Source organism: Streptomyces sp. NPDC088910, from assembly GCF_044749865.1.
GTDB lineage: Bacteria > Actinomycetota > Actinomycetes > Streptomycetales > Streptomycetaceae > Actinacidiphila.
Genome location: NZ_JBIVIV010000016.1, coordinates 1 through 19,207 on the forward strand (window position 1 = coordinate 1; position 19,207 = coordinate 19,207).

Below are 19,207 nucleotides of genomic sequence, written 5' to 3' on the forward strand. Positions count from 1 at the left end.
ACATTCCGAACCCGGAAGCTAAGCCTTTCAGCGCCGATGGTACTGCAGGGGGGACCCTGTGGGAGAGTAGGACACCGCCGAACAATCTTTATGGACCCTCGGTCCTGGCCTAAGCGCTGGGACCGGGGGTCTTTTTTCGTTGTTCTTCGGTGCGCGTCCTCTCCGTCATGGCGAGAGACTCGCACTACAGCAGTACGATCCGACAGGAGTCACGTCGATGCCCAACTCGCCTGAAGACCGGCCCGAGCGTCCCGAACGCCGGGACTCGCGCCCGAACGGCGGCGGCGACCGCGGGGGTTACCGCAGCAGCGGTCCGCGGCGGGACGGTGACCGTCCCACCGGCGGCTTCCGTCGCGACGATCGACGTGACGACCGTCCGCGGGGCCCGCGTCGCGAAGACGACCGTGGCGGCTACCGCCCGCGCGACGACCGCCGCGACAGTGGTGGCCGTCCTCCGGCCGGCGGCGGCTACCGCCCCCGCGACGACCGCCCCCGCGACGACCGTCCGCGCCAGGACCGCCCCCGCGACGACCGCTCCGGCGGTGGCGGCGGTGGCTTCCGCCCGCGTGACGACCGGCCTCGTTTTGACCGTCCGCGTGAGGACCGTCCCGGCGGTGGTGGCGGTTTCCGTCGTGACGACCGTCCGCGTGACGACCGGCGCGACGACCGTCCCCGTGGCCCGCGCCGTGAGGACGACCGCGGCGGCTACCGCCCCCGCGACGACCGTCCCAGGGACGACCGCCCGCGCCAGGACCGCCCCCGCGACGACCGCTCCGGCGGTGGCGGCGGTGGCTTCCGTCCGCGTGACGACCGGCCTCGTTTTGACCGCCCGCGCGAGGACCGTCCCCGTGACGACAGGCCCCGTGACGACCGTCCCCGCTTCGACAGGCCGCGTGACGATCGGCGCGACGACCGGTCCGGCGGCGGCTTCCGTCCCCGTGAGGACCGGCCGCGCTACGACCGCCCGCGTGATGACCGCCCCGGTGGCGGCGGTGGCGGGTTCCGCAGGGACGACAGGCCCCGTGACGACCGTCCCCGTTTCGACGGCCCGCGTGACGACCGCCCGCGCGGTCCGCGCCGCGACGACGACCGTCCCCGTTTCGACCGGCCCCGCGATGACCGTCGCGACGACCGCCGTGACGACCGTCCGCGTGGCCCGCGCCGGGACGACGACCGGGACCGTGGCGGCCAGGGGCGTCGCCCCGTGGTCGAGGGCCGCGGCCGGTTCGAGAACCGGGGCAGGGACGACCGCCGTGAGGAGCGGGAGCCCGTCCGCAGGCTGCCGATCCCTGACGAGGTCACCGGCCACGAGATCGACCCGAGCGTGCGCCAGGAGCTGATGAGCCTGCCGAAGACGCTCGCGGAGGACGTGGCGCGCAACCTCGTCATGGTGGCCCGGCTGCTGGACGAGGAGCCCGAGCAGGCGTACGCGTACTCGCGCGTCGCGCTGCGTCTTGCGTCCCGCGTCGCGGCCGTCAGGGAAGCGGCGGGCTTCGCGTCGTACGCCAGTGAGCGGTACGCCGAGGCGCTGGCCGAATTCCGGGCGACCCGGCGGATGACCGGCACCGTCGACCTGTGGCCGGTGATGGCGGACTGCGAGCGCGGTCTCGGCCGTCCGGAGCGCGCGCTGGAGATGGCGGGCGCCCCCGAGGTGCACAAGCTGGACAAGGCCGGCCAGGTCGAGATGCGCCTGGTCGCGGCCGGGGCCCGGCAGGACATGGGCCAGGACGAGGCCGCGGTGGTCACCCTCCAGAGCTCCGAGCTGGCGTCCAACGCCGTGCACCCGTGGACCGCCCGCCTGCGGTACGCCTACGCGGACGCGCTGCTGCGCGTCGGCCGTGAGCGCGAGGGCCGCGACTGGTTCGCGAAGGCGCTCGAAGCCGACCACAACGGCACCACCGACGCCTCCGACCGCCTCGCCCAGCTCGACGGCGTGGAATTCGTCGACGCCATCGACGAGGACGACGCGGCCGAGTCCGAGTCCGAGCCCCAGCGGCCGGACACGGCGGACGAGGCGGCGGACGACGAGGACGACGCCGACGACACGGACGACGACGTTTCGGACGACGACGTTTCGGACGACGACGTCTCCGACGAGGACGACGTCGAGACCTCCGAGACCTCCGAGGAGCCCGTCGGCGGTACCGACGAGTCCGCGCCGGACGAGGACGACTCGGACGACGAGGTCGCCGACGAAAGCGCCCACGACGCAGAGGGCTCCGACGATGCCGAGAAGGCCGAGCAGAAGGCCGAGGCGGCCGACGGCACCGCCCCGTCCTCCTTCCTCGACTCGCCGTTCCGCGAGCCCGCCGCCCACGGCGAGCCGAAGAGCGACGACGAGGACTGACACCCGCACGCGTCCCACGTGAAGGGCGGCACCCGCACACCGCGGGTGCCGCCCTTTCGTATGCCCGGCTATGACCCGGCCGCGCCTCGACTCCGCCTCGCCTCCGCCCCGCCTCCGCCGCGCCTCCGCCACGACCCTGACGAGGCGCCGGATCAGCCGAGTCCGACGCTGCGCATCACCAGTCCGCTCGCCGGTTTCGGGCCGAAGGACGTGGACTTGCGAGGCATGGTCACGCCCTGGCGGGCGAGGTCGCGGACGACGTCCTCGTGCACCGGGTGCATGAGGACGGCCGTGCCGTGCAGCCGTTCCGCGAGGCCGACGGCGGCGGCCGTGTCGTGGATGTAGCGGATGTCCTCGGGGGAGTCGGGGACCTTCCAGACATCGTCGAGCAGCAGGCTGTGCAGGACGGCGGCGTCCAGGCGGCGCCATTGCGCGGGGCGGTCGGCCGGTACGCCGCGCTCGATGGCCGCCGGGTCGGGGCGGTCCAGCAGGTGGAAACCGCCGTCGCCCGCGACCAGGAAGGCGTTGCCGTCGTCCGCGGCCTGCGCCAGCGCGTCGAGCGCGCCGTCCAGCGAAGGACCGGGCAGCGGCCGTACGCGGAAGGTGGTGCGGGCGGCCTCCAGCGCGTCGGCCGGCGGCAGCCGCGGCAGGACGCGGTGGATGGCACGTACCCGCAGCGGGTAGCGGGCGGTGTCGACCAGCAGGACGAGGCCGTAGTCCCAGGGGGTGCCGGGGCGGTGGGCCGACTGGAGCAGCCGGTAGGTCGCCCAGCGGTGGTGGCCGTCGGCGATCAGGGCCTGGTGGGACGCGAGATCGGCCTCGACGGCCGCGTGGTCGACGGGGTCGGTGAGCGCCCACAGCCGGTGCCGTACCCCGTCCTCGGTGACCGTGGCCAGCAGCGGCTCGGCGTCGGCGGCGGTGCGGTCGATGACGGCGGCCGTCGCGTCGCCCTGGCGGTATGACAGCAGCAGCGGCTCCAGATTGGCGCCGGTCGCGCGCATCAGGGCCGCGCGGTCGGCGACCGGGCCGGGCATGACGTCCTCGTGCGGCAGGACGATGCCGTCCTCCGGCGGTGTGAGCCGCAGTGCGCCGATCACCCCGCGCTGGAGGTGGTCGCCGTCGCGCTGTTCGTAGACGTAGAGGGCGGGCAGCGGGTCGGCGGCGAGGACGCCCTCGTCGAGCCAGGCGGTGAGGGTCCTGGCGGCCTTGCCGTGCCGGGCGGCCGGTGTCTCGGCCTCGGGGAGGATGAGCCGGACGACGTTGTGCGGGTCGGCTGTCTCCAACCGCCGCTGGCCGTCGGGGCGTACGACGACGTCGTACGGCGGTGAGGTCACCGCGGCCAGGCTGCCGACGCGCTGTCGTACGTAGCGGAGCCCGCGGAAGGGCTTCAGACGCAGGCCGTGCTCGCCGTTGAGTCCGGAGTTGGTCATCAGCGCATGCTATGTCCGGGGCGGCCATGAGGGATGATCGGGGTCATCGACGACACCCCGAGGAGCGAGCCCGTCATGACCCACCGGACCAGTCCGAACGGCACCGAAGGACCGCTGGACACGGCGTACGACACGGCGCTCCTCGACCTCGACGGGGTCGTGTACGCGGGCGGTGACGCCATCGCGCACGCGGTCGAGTCGCTGGCCGCGGCGAGCGGGCACGGGATGCGCCTGGCGTACGTGACGAACAACGCCTCGCGTACGCCGCAGGCCGTCGCGGAGCACCTCACGGACCTCGGGGTGCCCGCGGAGGCCGACGAGGTGATCACCTCGGCGCAGGCGGTGGCGCGGCTGATCGCCGATCAGGTGCCGGAGGGGGCGAAGGTGCTCGCGGTGGGCGGCGAGGGGCTGTTCGCGGCGCTGCGCGAGCGCGGGCTGCGGCCGGTGGAGTCGGCGGACGACGAGCCGGTGGCGGCCGTGCAGGGATACGGGCCCGACCTGCGGTGGTCGCAGCTCGGGGAGATGGCGTACGCGGTGAACCGGGGCGTGCCGTGGTTCGCGTCCAACACGGATCTGACGATTCCGAGCGCGCGCGGGATCGCGCCGGGGAACGGCGCGGCGGTGGAGGTCGTACGGATCGCGACCGGCGGTGAGCCGCAGGTCGCGGGGAAGCCGCTGCCGCCGATGCACCGCGAGACGGTGATCAGGACGGGGGCGAAGCGGCCCCTGGTGGTGGGGGACCGGCTCGACACGGACATCGAGGGCGCGTACGCAGGCGAGGTGGATTCGCTGCTCGTGCTGACCGGGGTGACGGACGCGGCCCACCTGCTCGCCGCCGAGCCGCGCCACCGTCCCACGTATGTCGCCGCCGACCTGCGCGGGCTGCTGGCCGCGCAGCCGGAGGTCACGGCGGCCGACGGCGGCTTCCGCTGCGGGGGTTGGACCGCCTCCGCCGCCTCGGACGCGCTCGTGCTCGACGGTGACGGCGACGCGCTCGACGGACTGCGCGCGCTGTGCGCCGCGGCCTGGACGTCGGCGGGCGACGGCACATGCGGCCTGGACGCGGACAAGGCACTGGCGCGGCTGGGCCTTTGAGCGTGGCTGGGCCTTTGAGCCCGGCTGGGATTTTGCGGCGGGCCGGTGCTCGGAGGCGGGCCGGCGCTCTGAGCCCGGCCGGGGCTCTGAGGCGGGCTCCATGATGCGGGCCCGGACCGGCACTTGAGCCCGGCTGACCCGCGCGGGCGCGTCTGACCGCGCCGCACCCGCCCGCCTGACGCGGTGCGCGCCATGCCGTGCGCGCCCCGTGGCGCGCGGCCGGGTCAGGCGGGCGCGTCCGCCGTGGCCTCGCTCTTCGCGCCCGCCTCGGCTTCGGCTTGCGCGACGGCCGCCGCCAGCAGGTCGTCCTCGGTGACGCCGTGCCGCCAGTAGCCGGTGAATTTGATCGCCTTGCGGTCGATGCCGCGGTCGTTGACCAGGTGGCGGCGGAGCGCGCGTGCCGAGGCGGCCTCGCCCGCGATCCAGGCGTAGGGGGTGCCGGAGGGCAGGTCCCCGGCGTCGCGGACGGCGGCCAGCAGCGCGGCGGTGCGGTCGGCGCCGGGGTGCTCCCGTACCAGCCAGGTGATGTCGGCGTCGGCGTCGGTGGTCAGCGGGATGCGGTCGTCGGGGTGGGCGACCTCGATCCAGACCTTGACGGGCATGCCCGCGGGCAGCCACTCCAGGATGCTCGCCACGGCGGGCAGCGCGGTCTCGTCGGCGGTCAGCAGCACCCAGTCGGTACCGGCGGGCGGCTGGAAGTCGACGCCGCCGTTGTCCTCGCCTGCCGGGGCGAGGATGCTCACCGGGTCGCCGGGCTTGGCCTGTTGGGCCCAGCGGGAGGCGGGGCCGAGGTCGCCGTGCAGGGCGAAGTCGATGTCGAATTCCAGCGGGTCGCGGCGGACCGCGCGGATCGTGTACGTCCGCATGATGCCGCGGACGTCGGGGTCGAGGGCGCGCCAGTCGGCGTACCAGTCGGCGCCGAGCGGTTCCGGCAGCACCGGGCGGGTCTGGCCCCGCTGCGGCAGGAAGAGCTTGAAGCGCTGGTCCCGGCCGCCGCTCACGACGCCGGCCAGGTCGTCGCCGCCGAGCACGATCCGTACCAGAGTGGGCGACAGCCGCTCGGTGCGCAGGACGCGGGGGTGGAAGAAGAGGTAGGGCGCGGTGGACACGGCGTCAGCTCACCTTCTTCGCACCGGCGATGGCCTTGGTCAGCGCCTCGATCTGGGCGGCGCACTTGTCGTACGAGAAGATCGGCTCGCTCGGCCAGCCGATGACCTGTCCGGCCTTGACGGCGGCCAGTTGCGCCCAGGTGGGCTTGGCCGCCAGGTCCTTGGGCTGGAGGGTCGCGGTGCGGTTGTCGAGCATGATGATGTCGGGCTTGTACTTGTCGGCGTTCTCCCAGCTCAGCGTCTCGAAGAAGCCGCCTTCGACCTTGTCGGGGACGATGAAGTCGACGCCGAGGCTCTTGTAGTAGCTGAGGTCGGACGCGGAGGGCGGGGTGGAGACGTAGAAGGAGTCGGCGCTGCCGGAGGCGGCCATCACCTTGATGCCGCCGGACGCCTTGGCGGCGGCGCGCAGATCGGCGGACGCCTTCTCGAAGCGGGCCTTGGCGGCGGCGTTGGTGGTCGAGTTCATGTCCGCGCCCAGGGACGCGGCGAGTTCGGCGTACCGCTGGAGCGGGGTGGTGATCGGGACGCCCTTGAGGCTGATGCCGACGCTGGGCGCGATGCCGAGGATCTTCTTGGCGCTCTCGTCCGGCACGTACCAGAGGGTCGGCGCCTCGTACATGTGGCTGATCAGCAGTTGGGGGGAGAGAGCCGCGTACTTCTCGATGTTGAACTCGCCCCAGGTGTTGCCGACCACGGTGAGCTTGCTGACGTCGAGGTCGCCCGCCTGGGCGTCGGCGCCGCCGCCCTTGACCGTGGTCGGGCCGAAGACGCCGACGCACTCGACGCCGTAGTCGTGCAGCGCGGCGGCGGCGCCGACGTAGGCGACCAGCTTGGCGGGGGTCTTGTCGAGCTTCACCGTGGTCTTGCGGTCGTCGGTGAAGGACCAGGGGCCCGCGGGGGTCTTGGCGCCGGAGTCCGCCGTGCCGCCGGAGTCGGCGCCCGAGTCCTTGGAGTCCTTGTCGGAGGAGCCGCCGCAAGCCGCGAGCAGGGCGCCGATACCGACGGAGCCGCCCACGGCGAGCACGCCGCGCCGCGACATTCCGGACATGGGTGAGAAACGAGGGGGATTCATCAAGACAGCCGCTCTGCTCGGAGTTGAGGTGGCCAGGTTAGGCTAACCTAATCACCGTGTTGGTCGATCGTCACTCCCCACCCGCTCCGGTCACCGGACAGCAGGTCGCCGGCCCACCGGCCGTCGAACGCCGCGGCAGCGTCGCGCGGGCGAACGCGAAACGCGCCGCCGGACTGCTCGCCGCCGTCGGCCTGCTGGTCGTCGTGGCCCTCGCGAGCATCGCCATCGGCGCCAAGGACATACCCGTCGACCAGGTCTGGCACGGGCTGTTCCACTACGCGGGCACCGACAACGACGTGGTGATCCGCAAACTGCGGCTGCCGCGTACGGTCCTCGGACTCCTCGTCGGCGCCGCGCTCGGCGTCGCGGGCGCGGCCATGCAGGCCCTCACCCGCAACCCGCTCGCCGACCCCGGACTGCTCGGCGTCAACGCGGGCGCCGCGGCGGCCGTCGTCTCCGCGATCAGCTTCTTCGGCGTGACCAGCATGAGCGGTTACGTGTGGTTCGCCCTCGGCGGCGCGGCCGTGGTCTCGGCGCTGGTCTACGTCATCGGCGGCAGCCGGTCCGCGACCCCGGTCCGCCTCGCCCTCGCGGGCACCGCCGTCACCGCCGTGCTCCAGGGCTGGACCACCGCCGTCGAACTCAGCGACAACGCGGCCCTGGACCGGATGCGCTTCTGGCAGGTCGGCTCGCTCGCCGCCGCCGACATGGCGACCGTCCGCTACGTGACCCCGTTCCTCCTGGCCGGCGCCGTACTCGCGTTCATCAGCGGCCGGCCGCTCAACGCCGTCGCGCTCGGCGACGACACCGCCCGCGGCCTCGGGGCCAAACTGACCCGCACCCGCGTGCTGGTGATGATCTCCATCACGCTGTTGTGCGGCGCGGCCACCGCCGCCTGCGGGCCCATCGTCTTCATCGGCCTGATGGTGCCGCACGTCGTACGCGGCATCACCGGACCCGACATGCGCTGGATCCTGCCCTACGCGGCCGTGCTGTCACCGGTGCTGCTGCTCGGCGCTGACGTGGTCGGACGGCTCATCACCCGCCCGGCCGAACTCCAGGTCGGCATCGTCACCGCGGTCCTCGGCGGACCGGTCTTCATCGCCCTCGTACGCCGCCGAAGGATGGCCGAACTGTGAGAGAACCCGTACTGCGCACCCGCGGCGGACTGTCCGTCCGGTTCGACCGGCGCGCGGCCGTCGTCTCCTGCGTCCTGCTGCTCGCGGCCCTCGCCGTCTCCGTCGTCCTGATCGGCACGGGCGACTACGCCATCGCCCCGCTCGACGTCGTCCGCACCCTGACCGGACACGGCACCGCCGCCCAGGAGTTCATCGTCCGCGACCTGCGGCTGCCGCGGGTGATCGTGGCGCTGCTCGTCGGCGCCGCGCTCGGCATGGCGGGCGCCGCCTTCCAGACCGTCTCCCGCAACCCGCTCGGCAGCCCCGACGTCATCGGCTTCGGCCAGGGCTCCGCCGCGGGCGCGCTGATCGTCATCGTGCTGCTCAAGGGCAGCGCCTACCAGGTCTCCATCGGCGCGGTCGCGGGCGGACTGCTCACCGGCATCGCCGTCTACGTGCTGGCCTGGAAGCGCGGGGTGCACGGCTACCGGCTGGTGCTGATCGGCATCGGCGCCTCGGCCGTGCTGTCGGCCGTCAACAGCTATCTGCTGGTCAAGGCCGACTTCGTGGACGCCGCCCGCGCGATCGTCTGGATCACCGGCTCCCTCGACGGCCGCGACTGGAACCAGGTCTGGCCGCTGCTCGTCGCCTGCGGCGTCCTCATGCCCCTGCTGCTGTCCCAGGGACGCGCGCTGCGGATCAGCGAGATGGGCGACGACGCGGCGGCGGCGCTGGGCGTCCGCGTGGAGCGCACCCGGCTGATCGTCGTACTCGGCGCCGTCCTGCTCACCGCGTCCGCCACCGCGGCGGCGGGCCCCATCGCCTTCATCGCGCTGACCGCGCCCCAACTGGCCCGGCGCCTGACCCGTTCGCCGGGTGTCTCGCTGCTGTCGTCCGCGCTGTTGGGCGCCGCACTGCTCGTCGCCGCCGACCTGGCCGCCCAACGCGCCTTCGGCTCAGGCCAGGTGCCGGTCGGTGTCGCCACCGGCGTGCTCGGCGGCGGCTATCTGCTGTGGCTGCTGATCGCGGAGCGGAGGGCCGGACGGATATGAGGACGCGTACGGAACGCGAGGAGCGTACGGAGAACGCGCGGAGCGCGGTCGACCCGGAGCGTACGCAGGGCACGGCGGACCCGGAGCGTACGCAGGGCGCGGCCGGCCCCGAGCGTACGGCGCTCACAGCGCGGCTGAGACCGCGCCGCGGCGGCCGACGGAAGCAGCCGCGGCCACCGGCAGACACCACCCGCCAGACCCCTTCGGCAGAACACGGAGCGTCCCGCATGACCCGCCTCGCCGCCGAGTCCGTCACTCTCGCGTACGACCAGCGGGTCATCGCGAAGGAGCTGTCGGTCGCCATACCCGACCAGTCCTTCACCGTCATCGTCGGACCGAACGCCTGCGGCAAGTCGACATTGCTGCGCGCGCTGTCGCGGCTGCTGAAGCCGGCCGCGGGCCAGGTCCTGCTGGACGGCCAGGCCATTGGCACGCTGCCCGCGAAGGCGGTCGCCAGGACGCTGGGGCTGCTCCCGCAGAGCTCAGTGGCGCCCGACGGGATCACCGTGTCGGGGCTGGTGTCGCGCGGCCGGTACCCGCACCAGGGGCTGCTGCGGCAGTGGTCGCCGGAGGACGAGCGAATCGTCGACGAATCGATGGCGGCGACCGGCGTCACCGCCCTGGCCGATCGCTATGTCGACGAACTGTCCGGCGGACAGCGGCAACGCGTCTGGATCGCCATGGCCCTCGCCCAGCAGACCCCGCTGCTGCTGCTCGACGAGCCGACCACCTTCCTCGACATCCAGCACCAGCTCGACGTGCTCGACCTCTGCGCGGAACTCCACGAACAGCGCGGCCGTACGCTCGTCGCCGTTCTGCACGACCTCAACCAGGCCGCGCGCTACGCCACTCACCTGATCGCCATGCGCGACGGCCGGATCGAGGCGCAGGGGCCGCCCGCCGAGATCATCACCGCGGAGCTGGTGGAGCGGGTCTTCGGGGTGCGCTGCCGGATCATCGAGGACCCGGAGAGCGGTACGCCGCTGGTGGTGCCCGCCGCGCGGCGGGCCGGTGCGGTGGCGGCCGGCGCGACCCTCACCGACGCCGAGCCGGGCCAGGACTCGGAACCGGCTCCCGGCGTCAAGTCCGGTACGGGCTCCGACCCCGTCGATTCCGTGCCCGGTTCCGGGCCTGGTTCCGTGCCGGGGGCCGGGTCTGATGCCGTGCCAGGCTCGGGGCCGGGTTCGGTGTCGGATTCCGGGTCAGGTTCCGCGCGTGACTCCGCGTCGGCAGCCGGTTCCGTATCCGTATCCGGTGACTCCGCGCCCGGCCCGCTTACAGCAGAGACCGCAGACGCAGGACGTCCCGCAGGCCGGCCTGGAGCTTGACCCGGCCGCTGCCCCACGCCTTGGCGAAGTTCAACTCGCCGCCGACCAGGGCGACCAGGTCGTCGCCCGACATGGTCAGCCTGATCTGCGCCTTGTCGGCGGGCGTGCCCGGCACGGTCGTCACGTCCTCGATCCGGCCGCCGGACAGCCGCCCCACGAAGGTCACGTCCAGATCGGTGATCCGGCAGCTCAGGGAGCGGTCCATGGCGGCGGCTGAGCGCACGCCGCCCTCGGCGTCGGCGAGGTTCGCCGCCAGTCGGTCGAGCGCGCTGCGGCACTCCTCGATCGTCGCCATCGGTGCGGTGTCCTTCTGGATCGTGCCGGATCGTGCGCGGTCCGCGCGCACGTCCGGACGACGCTACCGCAGCACCGCGGGGCACCGTGCTCGGGCCGCGGTCGCGATACGCGGTAGCGTCGTGACCGGATACGTCAACGGCGAGGCGAGGAGTGTGAGCGATGCGGGACGCGCTGCGTACCTGTCTACAGATCGCGGGCGGCCTGACCGAGGCCACCCGGCGGCGCACGATCGACGCGGCGAGGGAGCTGCTCGACCAGACGGGAATAGACGTCGACGCCGTCCAGCGCAGGATCGGCTCCGCCATTCCGGCCGAAGTCCAGACCCTCGCCGACGAGCTGATGGCCTCGGGCCGGGCCAACCGTGACCTGCTCCTCGGGCTCATCCGGGACGAAGTCGACAAGACGATGAGCCGGGTCGGCCGCCTCGCCGACGAAGTGACGAAGGTCGGTGTCGTCCTCGAAACGCTCGAACGGCGCATCGGGAACCTGGAGTCCACCGACGAGGACGCGGCCGACAGCGGTGCCGGGCAGGCCCGGCCCTCGGAGGCGCCTTCCCGGCGCGGCGCCGCCCCGCCGGTCCAGCACGTCAAGGTCGAGCCGGACGCGGCGCCCGCCGCCGCGCCCGCGAAGAAGGCGGCCCCGGCCGCGGCGACCGCTCCCAAGGGCACGGCGTCGACCGCGGTCCGCAAGGCGGCGGCGAAGAAGGCGCCTTCGGCGCGGAAGACGGCGGCCAAGAAGTCGGCGACGACTCCTTCTCCGGCCGCTCCGGCTTCCCCGGCTTCCCCGGCCTCTCCGGCGGCGAAGAAGGCCGCCCCGACCCGGAAGACCGCCACCGCGGGTACGGGCCCGGCCGCCACGAAGACCGCGTCCGCCAAGAAGGCCGCGGCCAAGAAGACCGCGCCCGCGAAGAAGTCCGCCACCCGCAAGACCACCCCGGCCAGGCCCACTCCGGCCCAGGCGGCCCCTCCGGCGCCCGCGGCCCCCGCGACGCCGGAACAGCCGGAAGGCACCGCCCCGGCGAAGAAGGCGACGGCGAAGAAGGCGACACCCGAGAAGACGGTGGCCAAGAAGACGGCAGCCAAGAAGGCCCCCGCGGCGAAGAAGGCGTCCGCCGTCAAGAAGACCGCCGCGGTGAAGAAGTCGGCGACGGCCAGGACGGCCACGACGAAGAAGGCCGCGTCCAAGAAGGCGCCCGCCGCGAAGAAGGCCACGCCCGCGAAGAAGTCCGCACCGGGGCCGGAGGCGGGTAACGGCGGTGAGTGACCTCGATTTCGGGCCGTCCGGTGCCGCACCGGCACCGGACGGCGACGAGGCGCCGGACGCCGCACCGGCGCAGGACGCCGACGCGGCCGGACCGGCGGACGGGGCCGTTCACGCCCTGCCGGAGGCGGCCGGTCCCGTACCGCTCGGCGTGGTGCTGCGGGAGACGGGGAATGCCGACGTGGACGCGGCGGTTGCCCGGCTGTCGGACGCCGACGAACTGCCGACCGCGGGACACATAGAGGTGTACGAGGACGCGCACCGCGGATTGCGGGACGCACTCGCCGCGCTGGACGAGAACAGGAGCTGAACCGTACGTGGTGGCACGACGCCGACTCGACGCCGAGCTGGTGCGCCGGAGTCTCGCGCGCTCGCGGGAGCACGCAAGCCAGTTGATCGCCGCCGGGCGGGTGACCGTCGGCGGCGCGACCGCCACGAAGGCGGCCACGCAGGTGGAGACCAGCGCCGCCGTGGTGGTGGCGCGGGACGCCGACGAACCCGACTACGTGTCGCGCGGCGGCCACAAGCTGGCCGGCGCGCTCGCCGCGTTCCAGCCGCGCGGGCTGACCGTCGAGGGCCGCAGGGCGCTCGACGCGGGCGCGTCCACCGGCGGCTTCACCGATGTGCTGCTGCGGGCGGGCGCCGCCGAGGTCGTCGCGGTCGACGTCGGCTACGGCCAGCTGGCCTGGTCGTTGCAGAGCGACGACCGCGTCACCGTCAAGGACCGTACCAACGTCCGCGAGTTGACGCTCGACCACATCGACGGCACCCCCGTCGACCTGATCGTCGGCGACCTGTCGTTCATTCCGCTCGGTCTGGTGCTGCCCGCGCTCGTACGGTGCGCCGCGCCCGACGCCGATCTCGTCCTGATGGTGAAGCCGCAGTTCGAGGTGGGTAGGGAACGACTGGGCAGCGGTGGCGTCGTCCGCAGCACCCAGCTACGGGCCGAGAGCGTACGCAAGGTCGCCGCTCAGGGGGCGGAGCTGGGGCTCGGGGTGCTGGGCGTCACGGCCAGTCCGCTGCCCGGACCGTCCGGGAATGTGGAATATTTTCTGTGGCTGCGGGCCGGTGCGCCTCCTCTGGACCCGGCCGATGTCGACCGTGCTGTGGCGGAGGGGCCCCGTTGACCACCAAGACCGAATCCGAATCCGGAACCGGATCCGAAGCCGGACGCGACGCGCAGTGCGGACCGGGCGGCGCCCGTACCGTCTTCCTGCTCGCCCACACCGGCCGCCCGGCCGCCATCCGCAGTGCGGAACGCGTGGTCAAGGGGCTGCTGAGGTGCGGGATCGGCGTACGGCTGCTCGCCGAGGAGGCCGCGGACCTGCCGTTGCCCGCCGAGGTCGAGCACGTCACGGAGCCGGGGCCCGAGTCCGTCGAGGGCTGCGAGCTGATCGTCGTACTCGGCGGTGACGGCACACTGCTGCGCGGCGCCGAGTTCGCCCGCGCCTCCGGGGTCCCGCTGCTCGGCGTGAACCTCGGCCGGGTCGGCTTCCTCGCCGAGGCCGAGCGGGACGACCTCGACAAGGTCGTCGACCGCGTCGTCACCCGCGAGTACGAGGTCGAGGAGCGGATGACCCTCGACGTGCTGGTCCGCAACGACGGGCACATCGTGCACACCGACTGGGCGCTCAACGAGGCCTCGGTCGAGAAGGCGTCCCGCGAACGCCTCCTGGAGGTCGTCACCGAGGTCGACGGCCGCCCGGTCTCCCGCTTCGGCGGCGACGGCGTCGTCTGCGCCACCCCCACCGGCTCGACCGCCTACGCCTTCTCGGCCGGCGGGCCCGTCGTCTGGCCCGAGGTCGAAGCGCTCCTGATGGTGCCCATCAGCGCCCACGCCCTCTTCGCCAAGCCCCTGGTGACCTCGCCCCGCTCCGTCCTCGCCGTCGAGGTCCAGCCCAAGACGCCGCACGGCGTCCTGTGGTGCGACGGCCGCCGTACCGTCGAGCTTCTCGCCGGTGCCCGCGTCGAAGTCCGCCGGGGCGCCGTGCCCGTGCGGCTGGCCCGGCTCCACCACGCCTCCTTCACGGACCGTCTCGTCGCCAAATTCGCCCTCCCCGTCGCCGGATGGCGCGGCGCCCCCCAATGACCCGCCCGACGGCGAACCGTTCGCTACGCGCAGGCGGGCGCCCGTCGCGGGCGTGAGGACAGGGCGCTGCCCTTGCGCAGGGCCGGGTTCTTAGGGGCGCGGGGAACCGCGCGACCAGCCCCCGCCGGGCCGTCGGCCCGAGAACAGCCGATCTGCCCCGCTGGGGCCGGTGGTGCCCCGCGGGAGCGCTTCGGCGGGCCGCGCAGCCCCAGCCGCCCCTGAAAAGACCGGTGTGCCGCCCCGGCGAAGAAAGGCCCGGGGCCGCGCTCCGGAAGACGCTTGCCCACTCCGCAGGGGGGACCCGTTCGGGGCCGAGCCCCGGAGATGCGCACCGCCCCCCGCAGGGGACCGTCGCGCGGCGGGGCGCAAACCTCGTATGGTCGTACCCGTGTTGGAGGAAATGCGAATCCGGTCGCTCGGGGTCATCGAGGACGCCGTGGTGGAACTCTCACCCGGCTTCACCGCGGTGACCGGCGAGACCGGTGCGGGCAAGACCATGGTCGTGACCAGCCTCGGCCTGCTCCTGGGCGGCCGGGCCGATCCTGCGCTGGTACGCATCGGCGCGAAGGCGGCGTCCGTCGAGGGCCGGATAACGATGGCCCCCGGCAACCGGGCCTCCGTACGGGCGGAGGAAGCGGGCGCGGAGCTGGACGACGGCGCGCTGCTGATCAGCCGTACCGTCTCGGCGGAAGGCCGCTCACGGGCGTTCGTGGGCGGCCGTACCGTCCCGGTCGGGCTGCTCGGCGAGCTGGCGGACGACCTGGTGGCCGTGCACGGCCAGACCGACCAGCAGGGCCTGCTGCGCCCGGCGCGGCAGCGCGAGGCCCTGGACCGGTACGCGGGCGACGCCGTCGCGGCGCCGCTGGCGAAGTACGGGTCGGCCTACCGCAGGCTGCGTGAGGTCGCGGCGGAGCTGGACGAGCTGACGACGCGGGCCAGGGAGCGCGCGCAGGAAGCGGACCTGCTGCGGTTCGGCATCGAGGAAGTGGCGGCGGCCGAGCCGGTCGCGGGCGAGGACACCGAACTGGCCGCCGAGGCGGCCCGCCTCGGCCACGCCGAGGCGCTGGCGAGCGCGGCGGCCATCGCGCACGCGGCGCTCGCGGGGAACCCGGAGGACCCGGAGGGCGTGGATGCGGGCACCCTCGTCGCGGGGGCGCAGCGCGCGGTGGACGCGGTCAGCGCGCACGACCCGGAGCTGGCGGGCCTGGCGGCCCGGCTCGGCGAGATCGGCATCCTGCTCGGTGACGTCTCGGGCGAGCTGGCGGGATACGCCGACAATCTGGACGCCGACCCGCTGCGGCTCGCGGCCGTCGAGGAGCGCAGGTCCGTACTGGCGCATCTGACGCGCAAGTACGGCGTCGACATCGACGGCGTGCTGGCCTGGGCCGAGGAGAGCGCCGCGCGGCTCGGCGAACTCGAGGGCGACGACGAGCGGATCGAAGGACTCACCGCGGAGCGGGACGCGCTCCGCGCGGAGCTGGGCGCGCTCGCCCAGGACCTGACCGACGCGCGGGGCGAGGCGGCGGACCGTTTCGCCGCCGCCGTCACCGCGGAACTCGCCGAGCTGGCGATGCCGCACGCCCGTGTCGGCGTCGCGATCCGGCAGACCGAGACGGCCGAGCCGGACGCCGGGATCGAGGTGGGCGGCCGGGCCGTGGCCTTCGGCCCGACCGGCGCCGACGAGGTGGAGCTGCAACTGGCCCCGCACCCCGGCTCCCCGGCCCGGCCGATCGCCAAGGGCGCCTCGGGCGGTGAGCTGTCGCGCGTCATGCTCGCCGTCGAGGTGGTCTTCGCCGGGTCCGACCCGGTGCCGACGTACCTCTTCGACGAGGTGGACGCCGGAGTCGGCGGCAAGGCGGCCGTCGAGGTCGGCCGCCGCCTGGCGCGCCTGGCCCGTACCGCGCAGGTCGTGGTCGTCACCCACCTCCCGCAGGTCGCGGCCTTCGCCGACCGGCAGCTCCTGGTCGAGAAGACCAACGACGGGTCCGTCACCCGCAGCGGCGTCACCATCCTGGAGGGCGAGGCCCGGGTGAAGGAGCTCTCCCGCATGCTCGCCGGTCTCGAGGACTCCGAACTGGGCCGCGCCCACGCCGAGGAACTCCTCGCCGCGGCCAAGGCGGCCCGCTGACCCCCCGACACCCCGGCCCGCTGCCGCCAGCCGCGTCGCCGAGCCCCTGACCGCCCCGGTCTAACGTGCCCAAGGTCTCGCGGCGGTCCGGCGCAGGCCGGGGCTGCCGGGAGCGTCAGCCGTGTCGCTGAGCCCCGACCGCTCCGCTCGGACGTGGCCGGGGTCTCGCGGCGGTCCGAGGAGCGGGCCCGGACGCCGAGGTCCGGCTGCGCCGCCGGTCCTGGCGTGAGGTCACGTGGCCGTCCGGAGGCAGGCCGGTGCCGCCGGGGGCGTCAGCCGTGGCGCTGAGGCCCGGCCGTTCCGGTCGGAGCTGCCCGAGGAGCGGGCCTGGGACCGCAGGTCCGGATGGCGGCGTGCGGGTGCGCCGCCCGGGCGGGCGGGGGTCGCGTGGCCGCCAGTCGTTGCGGCGGCGGGCGGCGGGCGGGTGAGGTCGGTCGGGTGGCGGCCTGTCGAAGGAGGCCGGGTGCGCCGGGGTGCGGCGAGGGCGGTACGGCACCTCGGCCGCGGAGAGCCCTTGGCGCTCCGGGACAGGGGCGGGGCCGGACGCGGCGCGTCGGTCGAGCGGGCCTGCGGGCCCCTGGTGGTCCGGGTCCGGAGGACATCGGCGCGGTCGGATAATGTGCCGCGCGCGGCGGGAGCGCGCGGAGACGGCTTTCCGGGGGCGTGGCGGGGAAGGCTGTGCGGGCCGGGTAATTGCGCAGCCGGGCGCGGCGGTTGGCCGCGAGCGGACGACGGCGACGACGTGGAGGCAGCGGGATGAGCAGGCGTGGCTGGAAGGGGCGGTCGGGACGGCTGTCCGTCGGCATGGCGGCGGCCGGTGCGACCCGCGCGGCCTACGCGGAGCTGCGCAGGCGGCCCCCGGTCGAGGCCCGGATGTGGCAGCGCAGCAACTACGCGGGGCGCGGTGTGGAGCTGTACGGCGGCCTGGCCGCCGCGGCCGGGGCCGCGACCGCCCTGGGCACCGCGCGCGGCCTGACCGTACGCTCCCGGATCGCGGCCGTCGGCGCCGCACTGGCCGCGGGCGCCTGCGGGGCCTACGACGACCAGGCCGGCTCGCCCGACGAACGCGGCTTCGGCGCGCATCTGAAGGCGCTGCGCGAGGGCCGGTTCACCTCGGGCGCCGTGAAACTCCTCGGCATCGGCGCGGCCGGGCTCGCCGCGGGCACCCTGCTCAAGGTGCGGCCCTTCGACCAACTGCTCGCGGGCGTCGTCATCGCGGGCACCGCGCACGCGGTGAACCTGGTGGACATCTCGCCCGGCCGCGCCGCGAAGGCGGTCATCGCCGTCGGCGTGCCCGGCCTGCTGCGCCGCGGCCCCGCGGGAGTGCTGGCCGCGGCCCCCGTGGGCGCCGCGGCGGCCGTACTCGGCGACGACCTCAGCGAGCGGACGATGCTCGGCGACGGCGGCGCCCACGCGCTCGGCGCGGCGCTGGGCGCGGCGATCGTCGTCGCCAACGGCAGGACCGGGCTGCTGCTGCACGCGGCGGCGCTCATCGCGATGACCGCCGCGGGCGACCGGATCTCCTCCCACGAGCGGTTGTGGAACGCGCCCGGAGTGCGGCACGTTGACTCCTGGGGCCGCGTGGCACACCCGTATGGGTGATCCCAAGGGCGGGTGAGCGGGCCTGAGCGCGACCGTGACCGGTGACCCGCGGGTGCGGCCTGGCATCCTGGAGGGGTTGCCCGTACCCGCCAACACCCGCCGTCCCGTGCCGAGTCAGGAGCAGTGCCCCGCGTGAGCAGCATGTCCACCCCCTTCCAGGGGCAGCTCCACGCCGTGCACGTCATGGGCACGACGTCGGGAGCGCACGTCAGCTCGCTGGCGGGCGGCCTCGTGGCGCGGGGTGTCGCGGTCACCGTCTGCGGGCCCCCCGCCGCCGAGGCCGACTACGCCTTCTCCGGCACCGGCGCCCGCTTCGTACCCCTCGACATCGGCCGCAGGGCCGCCGCCGCCACCGACGCGCCCGCCGTCGCCGCCCTGCGCGCCGTCTTCTCCGGCGCCGGAATCGTCCACGCGCACGGCCTGCGCGCCGGACTGCTGGCCGCGATCGCGCTCGGCGGGCGCAGCACCCCACTGGTCCTCACCTGGCACGGCGGCGCCCCCGCGGAACACGACGGCGCGGGCCGCGCCGCGCTGCTGCGCTGGCTGGAGCGCCGGGCGGTACGCGGCGCCACCGTCGTCCTCGGCGTCTGCGCCGAACTCGTCGACCGGGCCCGCCACCTCGGCGCCAAGGACGTCAGGCTGGCACCGGCCGCCGTACCGCGCCCGGTCGCCCCGCCGCCGCGCCTGCCCGGCGACGGCGAGCGGCACACCCACAAGACCCGCGCCGAATTCGGCGCGATCGACCGCCCGCTGCTGCTGGCCGTCGGCCGCCTCGAAGCCCACAAGGGCTACGACCTGCTGCTGGACGCCGCCGCCCACTGGACGGGTCTCGAACCGCCGCCGCTGGTCGCCGTCGCGGGCGAGGGCAGTAGGCGCGCGGCCCTGGAGAAGCGGATCGAGGCGGAACAGCTCCCGGTGGTCCTGCTCGGCCGCCGCGACGACGTGCCGGAACTGCTCGCCGCCGCCGACCTCGTCGTGCTGCCCAGCCGCTGGGAGGCCCGCCCGCTGATCGCCCAGGAAGCCCTGCACGCGGGCGTTCCCCTGATCGCCACCGCCGTCGGCGGCACCCCCGAACTCGTCGGCGACGCGGCCGCCCTCGTCCCCTACGGCGACGCGGCGGCCCTCGCCCGCGCCGTCGTCACCCTGCTCGCCGACCCCGGCCGCCGTACCGCCCTGTCCGTGGCGGGCCGCGCCCAGGCCGCCACCTGGCCCACCGAGGACGACACGGTGGCCCAGGTGCTCAGCGTCTACGACGAGCTGACGCAGGTCTGACGGACCGG

16 protein-coding genes, 1 rRNA gene and 1 pseudogene are annotated in these 19,207 nt (G+C 74.5%); 13 read left to right on the forward strand and 5 right to left on the reverse strand.

Annotation, left to right across the window (positions count from 1 at the left end; all coding sequences use genetic code 11):
- Positions 1-83: ribosomal RNA gene (gene rrf, locus ACIP4Z_RS30340) — 5S ribosomal RNA — on the forward strand; the annotation flags it as partial.
- A gap of 101 nt (positions 84-184) precedes the next feature.
- Here rrf and ACIP4Z_RS30345 read toward each other — a convergent pair.
- Complete coding sequence (locus ACIP4Z_RS30345; protein WP_401313465.1) at positions 185-1,309, reverse strand: hypothetical protein; 1,125 nt, start codon at positions 1,307-1,309, stop codon at positions 185-187.
- Between the two features lie 15 nt (positions 1,310-1,324).
- On the opposite strand from ACIP4Z_RS30345, the gene ACIP4Z_RS30350 reads away from it, so the two are divergent.
- Complete coding sequence (locus tag ACIP4Z_RS30350) at positions 1,325-2,347, forward strand: hypothetical protein (RefSeq protein WP_401313467.1); 1,023 nt, start codon at positions 1,325-1,327, stop codon at positions 2,345-2,347.
- 152 nt (positions 2,348-2,499) lie between these two features.
- Here ACIP4Z_RS30350 and ACIP4Z_RS30355 read toward each other — a convergent pair whose 3' ends face one another.
- On the reverse strand, positions 2,500-3,777 hold the full coding sequence (locus ACIP4Z_RS30355; protein ID WP_401313469.1) for a DUF1015 domain-containing protein: 1,278 nt from the start codon (positions 3,775-3,777) through the stop codon (positions 2,500-2,502).
- Positions 3,778-3,852: 75 nt separating this feature from the next.
- Here ACIP4Z_RS30355 and ACIP4Z_RS30360 point away from each other — a divergent pair, with 75 nt between their 5' ends.
- Positions 3,853-4,872, forward strand: a complete 1,020-nt coding sequence (locus ACIP4Z_RS30360; protein WP_391161361.1) for an HAD-IIA family hydrolase — start codon at positions 3,853-3,855, stop codon at positions 4,870-4,872.
- Positions 4,873-5,096: 224 nt separating this feature from the next.
- Here ACIP4Z_RS30360 and ACIP4Z_RS30365 read toward each other — a convergent pair whose 3' ends face one another.
- Positions 5,097-5,981 (reverse strand): siderophore-interacting protein, encoded by an 885-nt coding sequence (locus tag ACIP4Z_RS30365; RefSeq protein WP_401313471.1) that lies wholly within the window; start codon positions 5,979-5,981, stop codon positions 5,097-5,099.
- Positions 5,982-5,985: 4 nt separating this feature from the next.
- On the reverse strand, positions 5,986-7,029 hold the full coding sequence (locus ACIP4Z_RS30370) for an ABC transporter substrate-binding protein (protein WP_391048636.1): 1,044 nt from the start codon (positions 7,027-7,029) through the stop codon (positions 5,986-5,988).
- 197 nt (positions 7,030-7,226) lie between these two features.
- On the opposite strand from ACIP4Z_RS30370, the gene ACIP4Z_RS30375 reads away from it, so the two are divergent.
- From ACIP4Z_RS30375 to ACIP4Z_RS30385, 3 genes and pseudogenes are all read left to right on the forward strand, one after another.
- Positions 7,227-8,192 (forward strand): iron chelate uptake ABC transporter family permease subunit, encoded by a 966-nt coding sequence (locus ACIP4Z_RS30375; RefSeq protein ID WP_355333618.1) that lies wholly within the window; start codon positions 7,227-7,229, stop codon positions 8,190-8,192.
- Positions 8,189-9,223, forward strand: coding sequence for a FecCD family ABC transporter permease (locus ACIP4Z_RS30380; protein ID WP_401313473.1), 1,035 nt, complete (start codon positions 8,189-8,191; stop codon positions 9,221-9,223). The genes ACIP4Z_RS30375 and ACIP4Z_RS30380 overlap by 4 nt, the downstream gene beginning before the upstream one ends.
- Positions 9,224-9,450: 227 nt before the next feature.
- Positions 9,451-10,248, forward strand: a pseudogene (locus tag ACIP4Z_RS30385) (ABC transporter ATP-binding protein); the annotation flags it as partial.
- Positions 10,249-10,498: 250 nt separating this feature from the next.
- Here the strand turns inward: ACIP4Z_RS30385 and ACIP4Z_RS30390 are convergent.
- Positions 10,499-10,846 carry an SCP2 sterol-binding domain-containing protein gene (locus tag ACIP4Z_RS30390; protein ID WP_355333615.1) on the reverse strand — a complete coding sequence of 116 codons (348 nt, stop codon included), beginning with the start codon at positions 10,844-10,846 and terminating at the stop codon, positions 10,499-10,501.
- Between the two features lie 161 nt (positions 10,847-11,007).
- Between ACIP4Z_RS30390 and ACIP4Z_RS30395 the strand changes: the two genes are divergently transcribed.
- The 7 genes from ACIP4Z_RS30395 to ACIP4Z_RS30425 all read left to right on the forward strand — a co-directional run bounded on the left by ACIP4Z_RS30395 (position 11,008) and on the right by ACIP4Z_RS30425 (position 19,199).
- A complete protein-coding gene (locus ACIP4Z_RS30395) occupies positions 11,008-12,111 on the forward strand; it encodes a histone (RefSeq protein WP_401313475.1) in 1,104 nt (367 codons plus the stop codon).
- On the forward strand, positions 12,104-12,418 hold the full coding sequence (locus ACIP4Z_RS30400; RefSeq protein WP_401313477.1) for a hypothetical protein: 315 nt from the start codon (positions 12,104-12,106) through the stop codon (positions 12,416-12,418). Before ACIP4Z_RS30395 ends, ACIP4Z_RS30400 begins: the two co-directional genes overlap by 8 nt.
- A 10-nt stretch (positions 12,419-12,428) precedes the next feature.
- Entirely contained in the window at positions 12,429-13,235 is an 807-nt protein-coding gene (locus ACIP4Z_RS30405; protein WP_391048624.1) for a TlyA family rRNA (cytidine-2'-O)-methyltransferase, read from the forward strand.
- Entirely contained in the window at positions 13,232-14,197 is a 966-nt protein-coding gene (locus tag ACIP4Z_RS30410) for an NAD kinase (RefSeq protein ID WP_401313479.1), read from the forward strand. Before ACIP4Z_RS30405 ends, ACIP4Z_RS30410 begins: the two co-directional genes overlap by 4 nt.
- A 376-nt stretch (positions 14,198-14,573) precedes the next feature.
- Positions 14,574-16,325, forward strand: coding sequence for a DNA repair protein RecN (gene recN / locus ACIP4Z_RS30415; protein WP_391048619.1), 1,752 nt, complete (start codon positions 14,574-14,576; stop codon positions 16,323-16,325).
- Positions 16,326-17,081: 756 nt separating this feature from the next.
- Complete coding sequence (locus ACIP4Z_RS30420) at positions 17,082-17,927, forward strand: hypothetical protein (RefSeq protein WP_355333523.1); 846 nt, start codon at positions 17,082-17,084, stop codon at positions 17,925-17,927.
- A 141-nt stretch (positions 17,928-18,068) separates the two neighbouring features.
- Positions 18,069-19,199, forward strand: a complete 1,131-nt coding sequence (locus tag ACIP4Z_RS30425) for a glycosyltransferase family 4 protein (protein WP_401313668.1) — start codon at positions 18,069-18,071, stop codon at positions 19,197-19,199.
- The last annotated feature ends 8 nt before the right edge of the window (positions 19,200-19,207 follow it).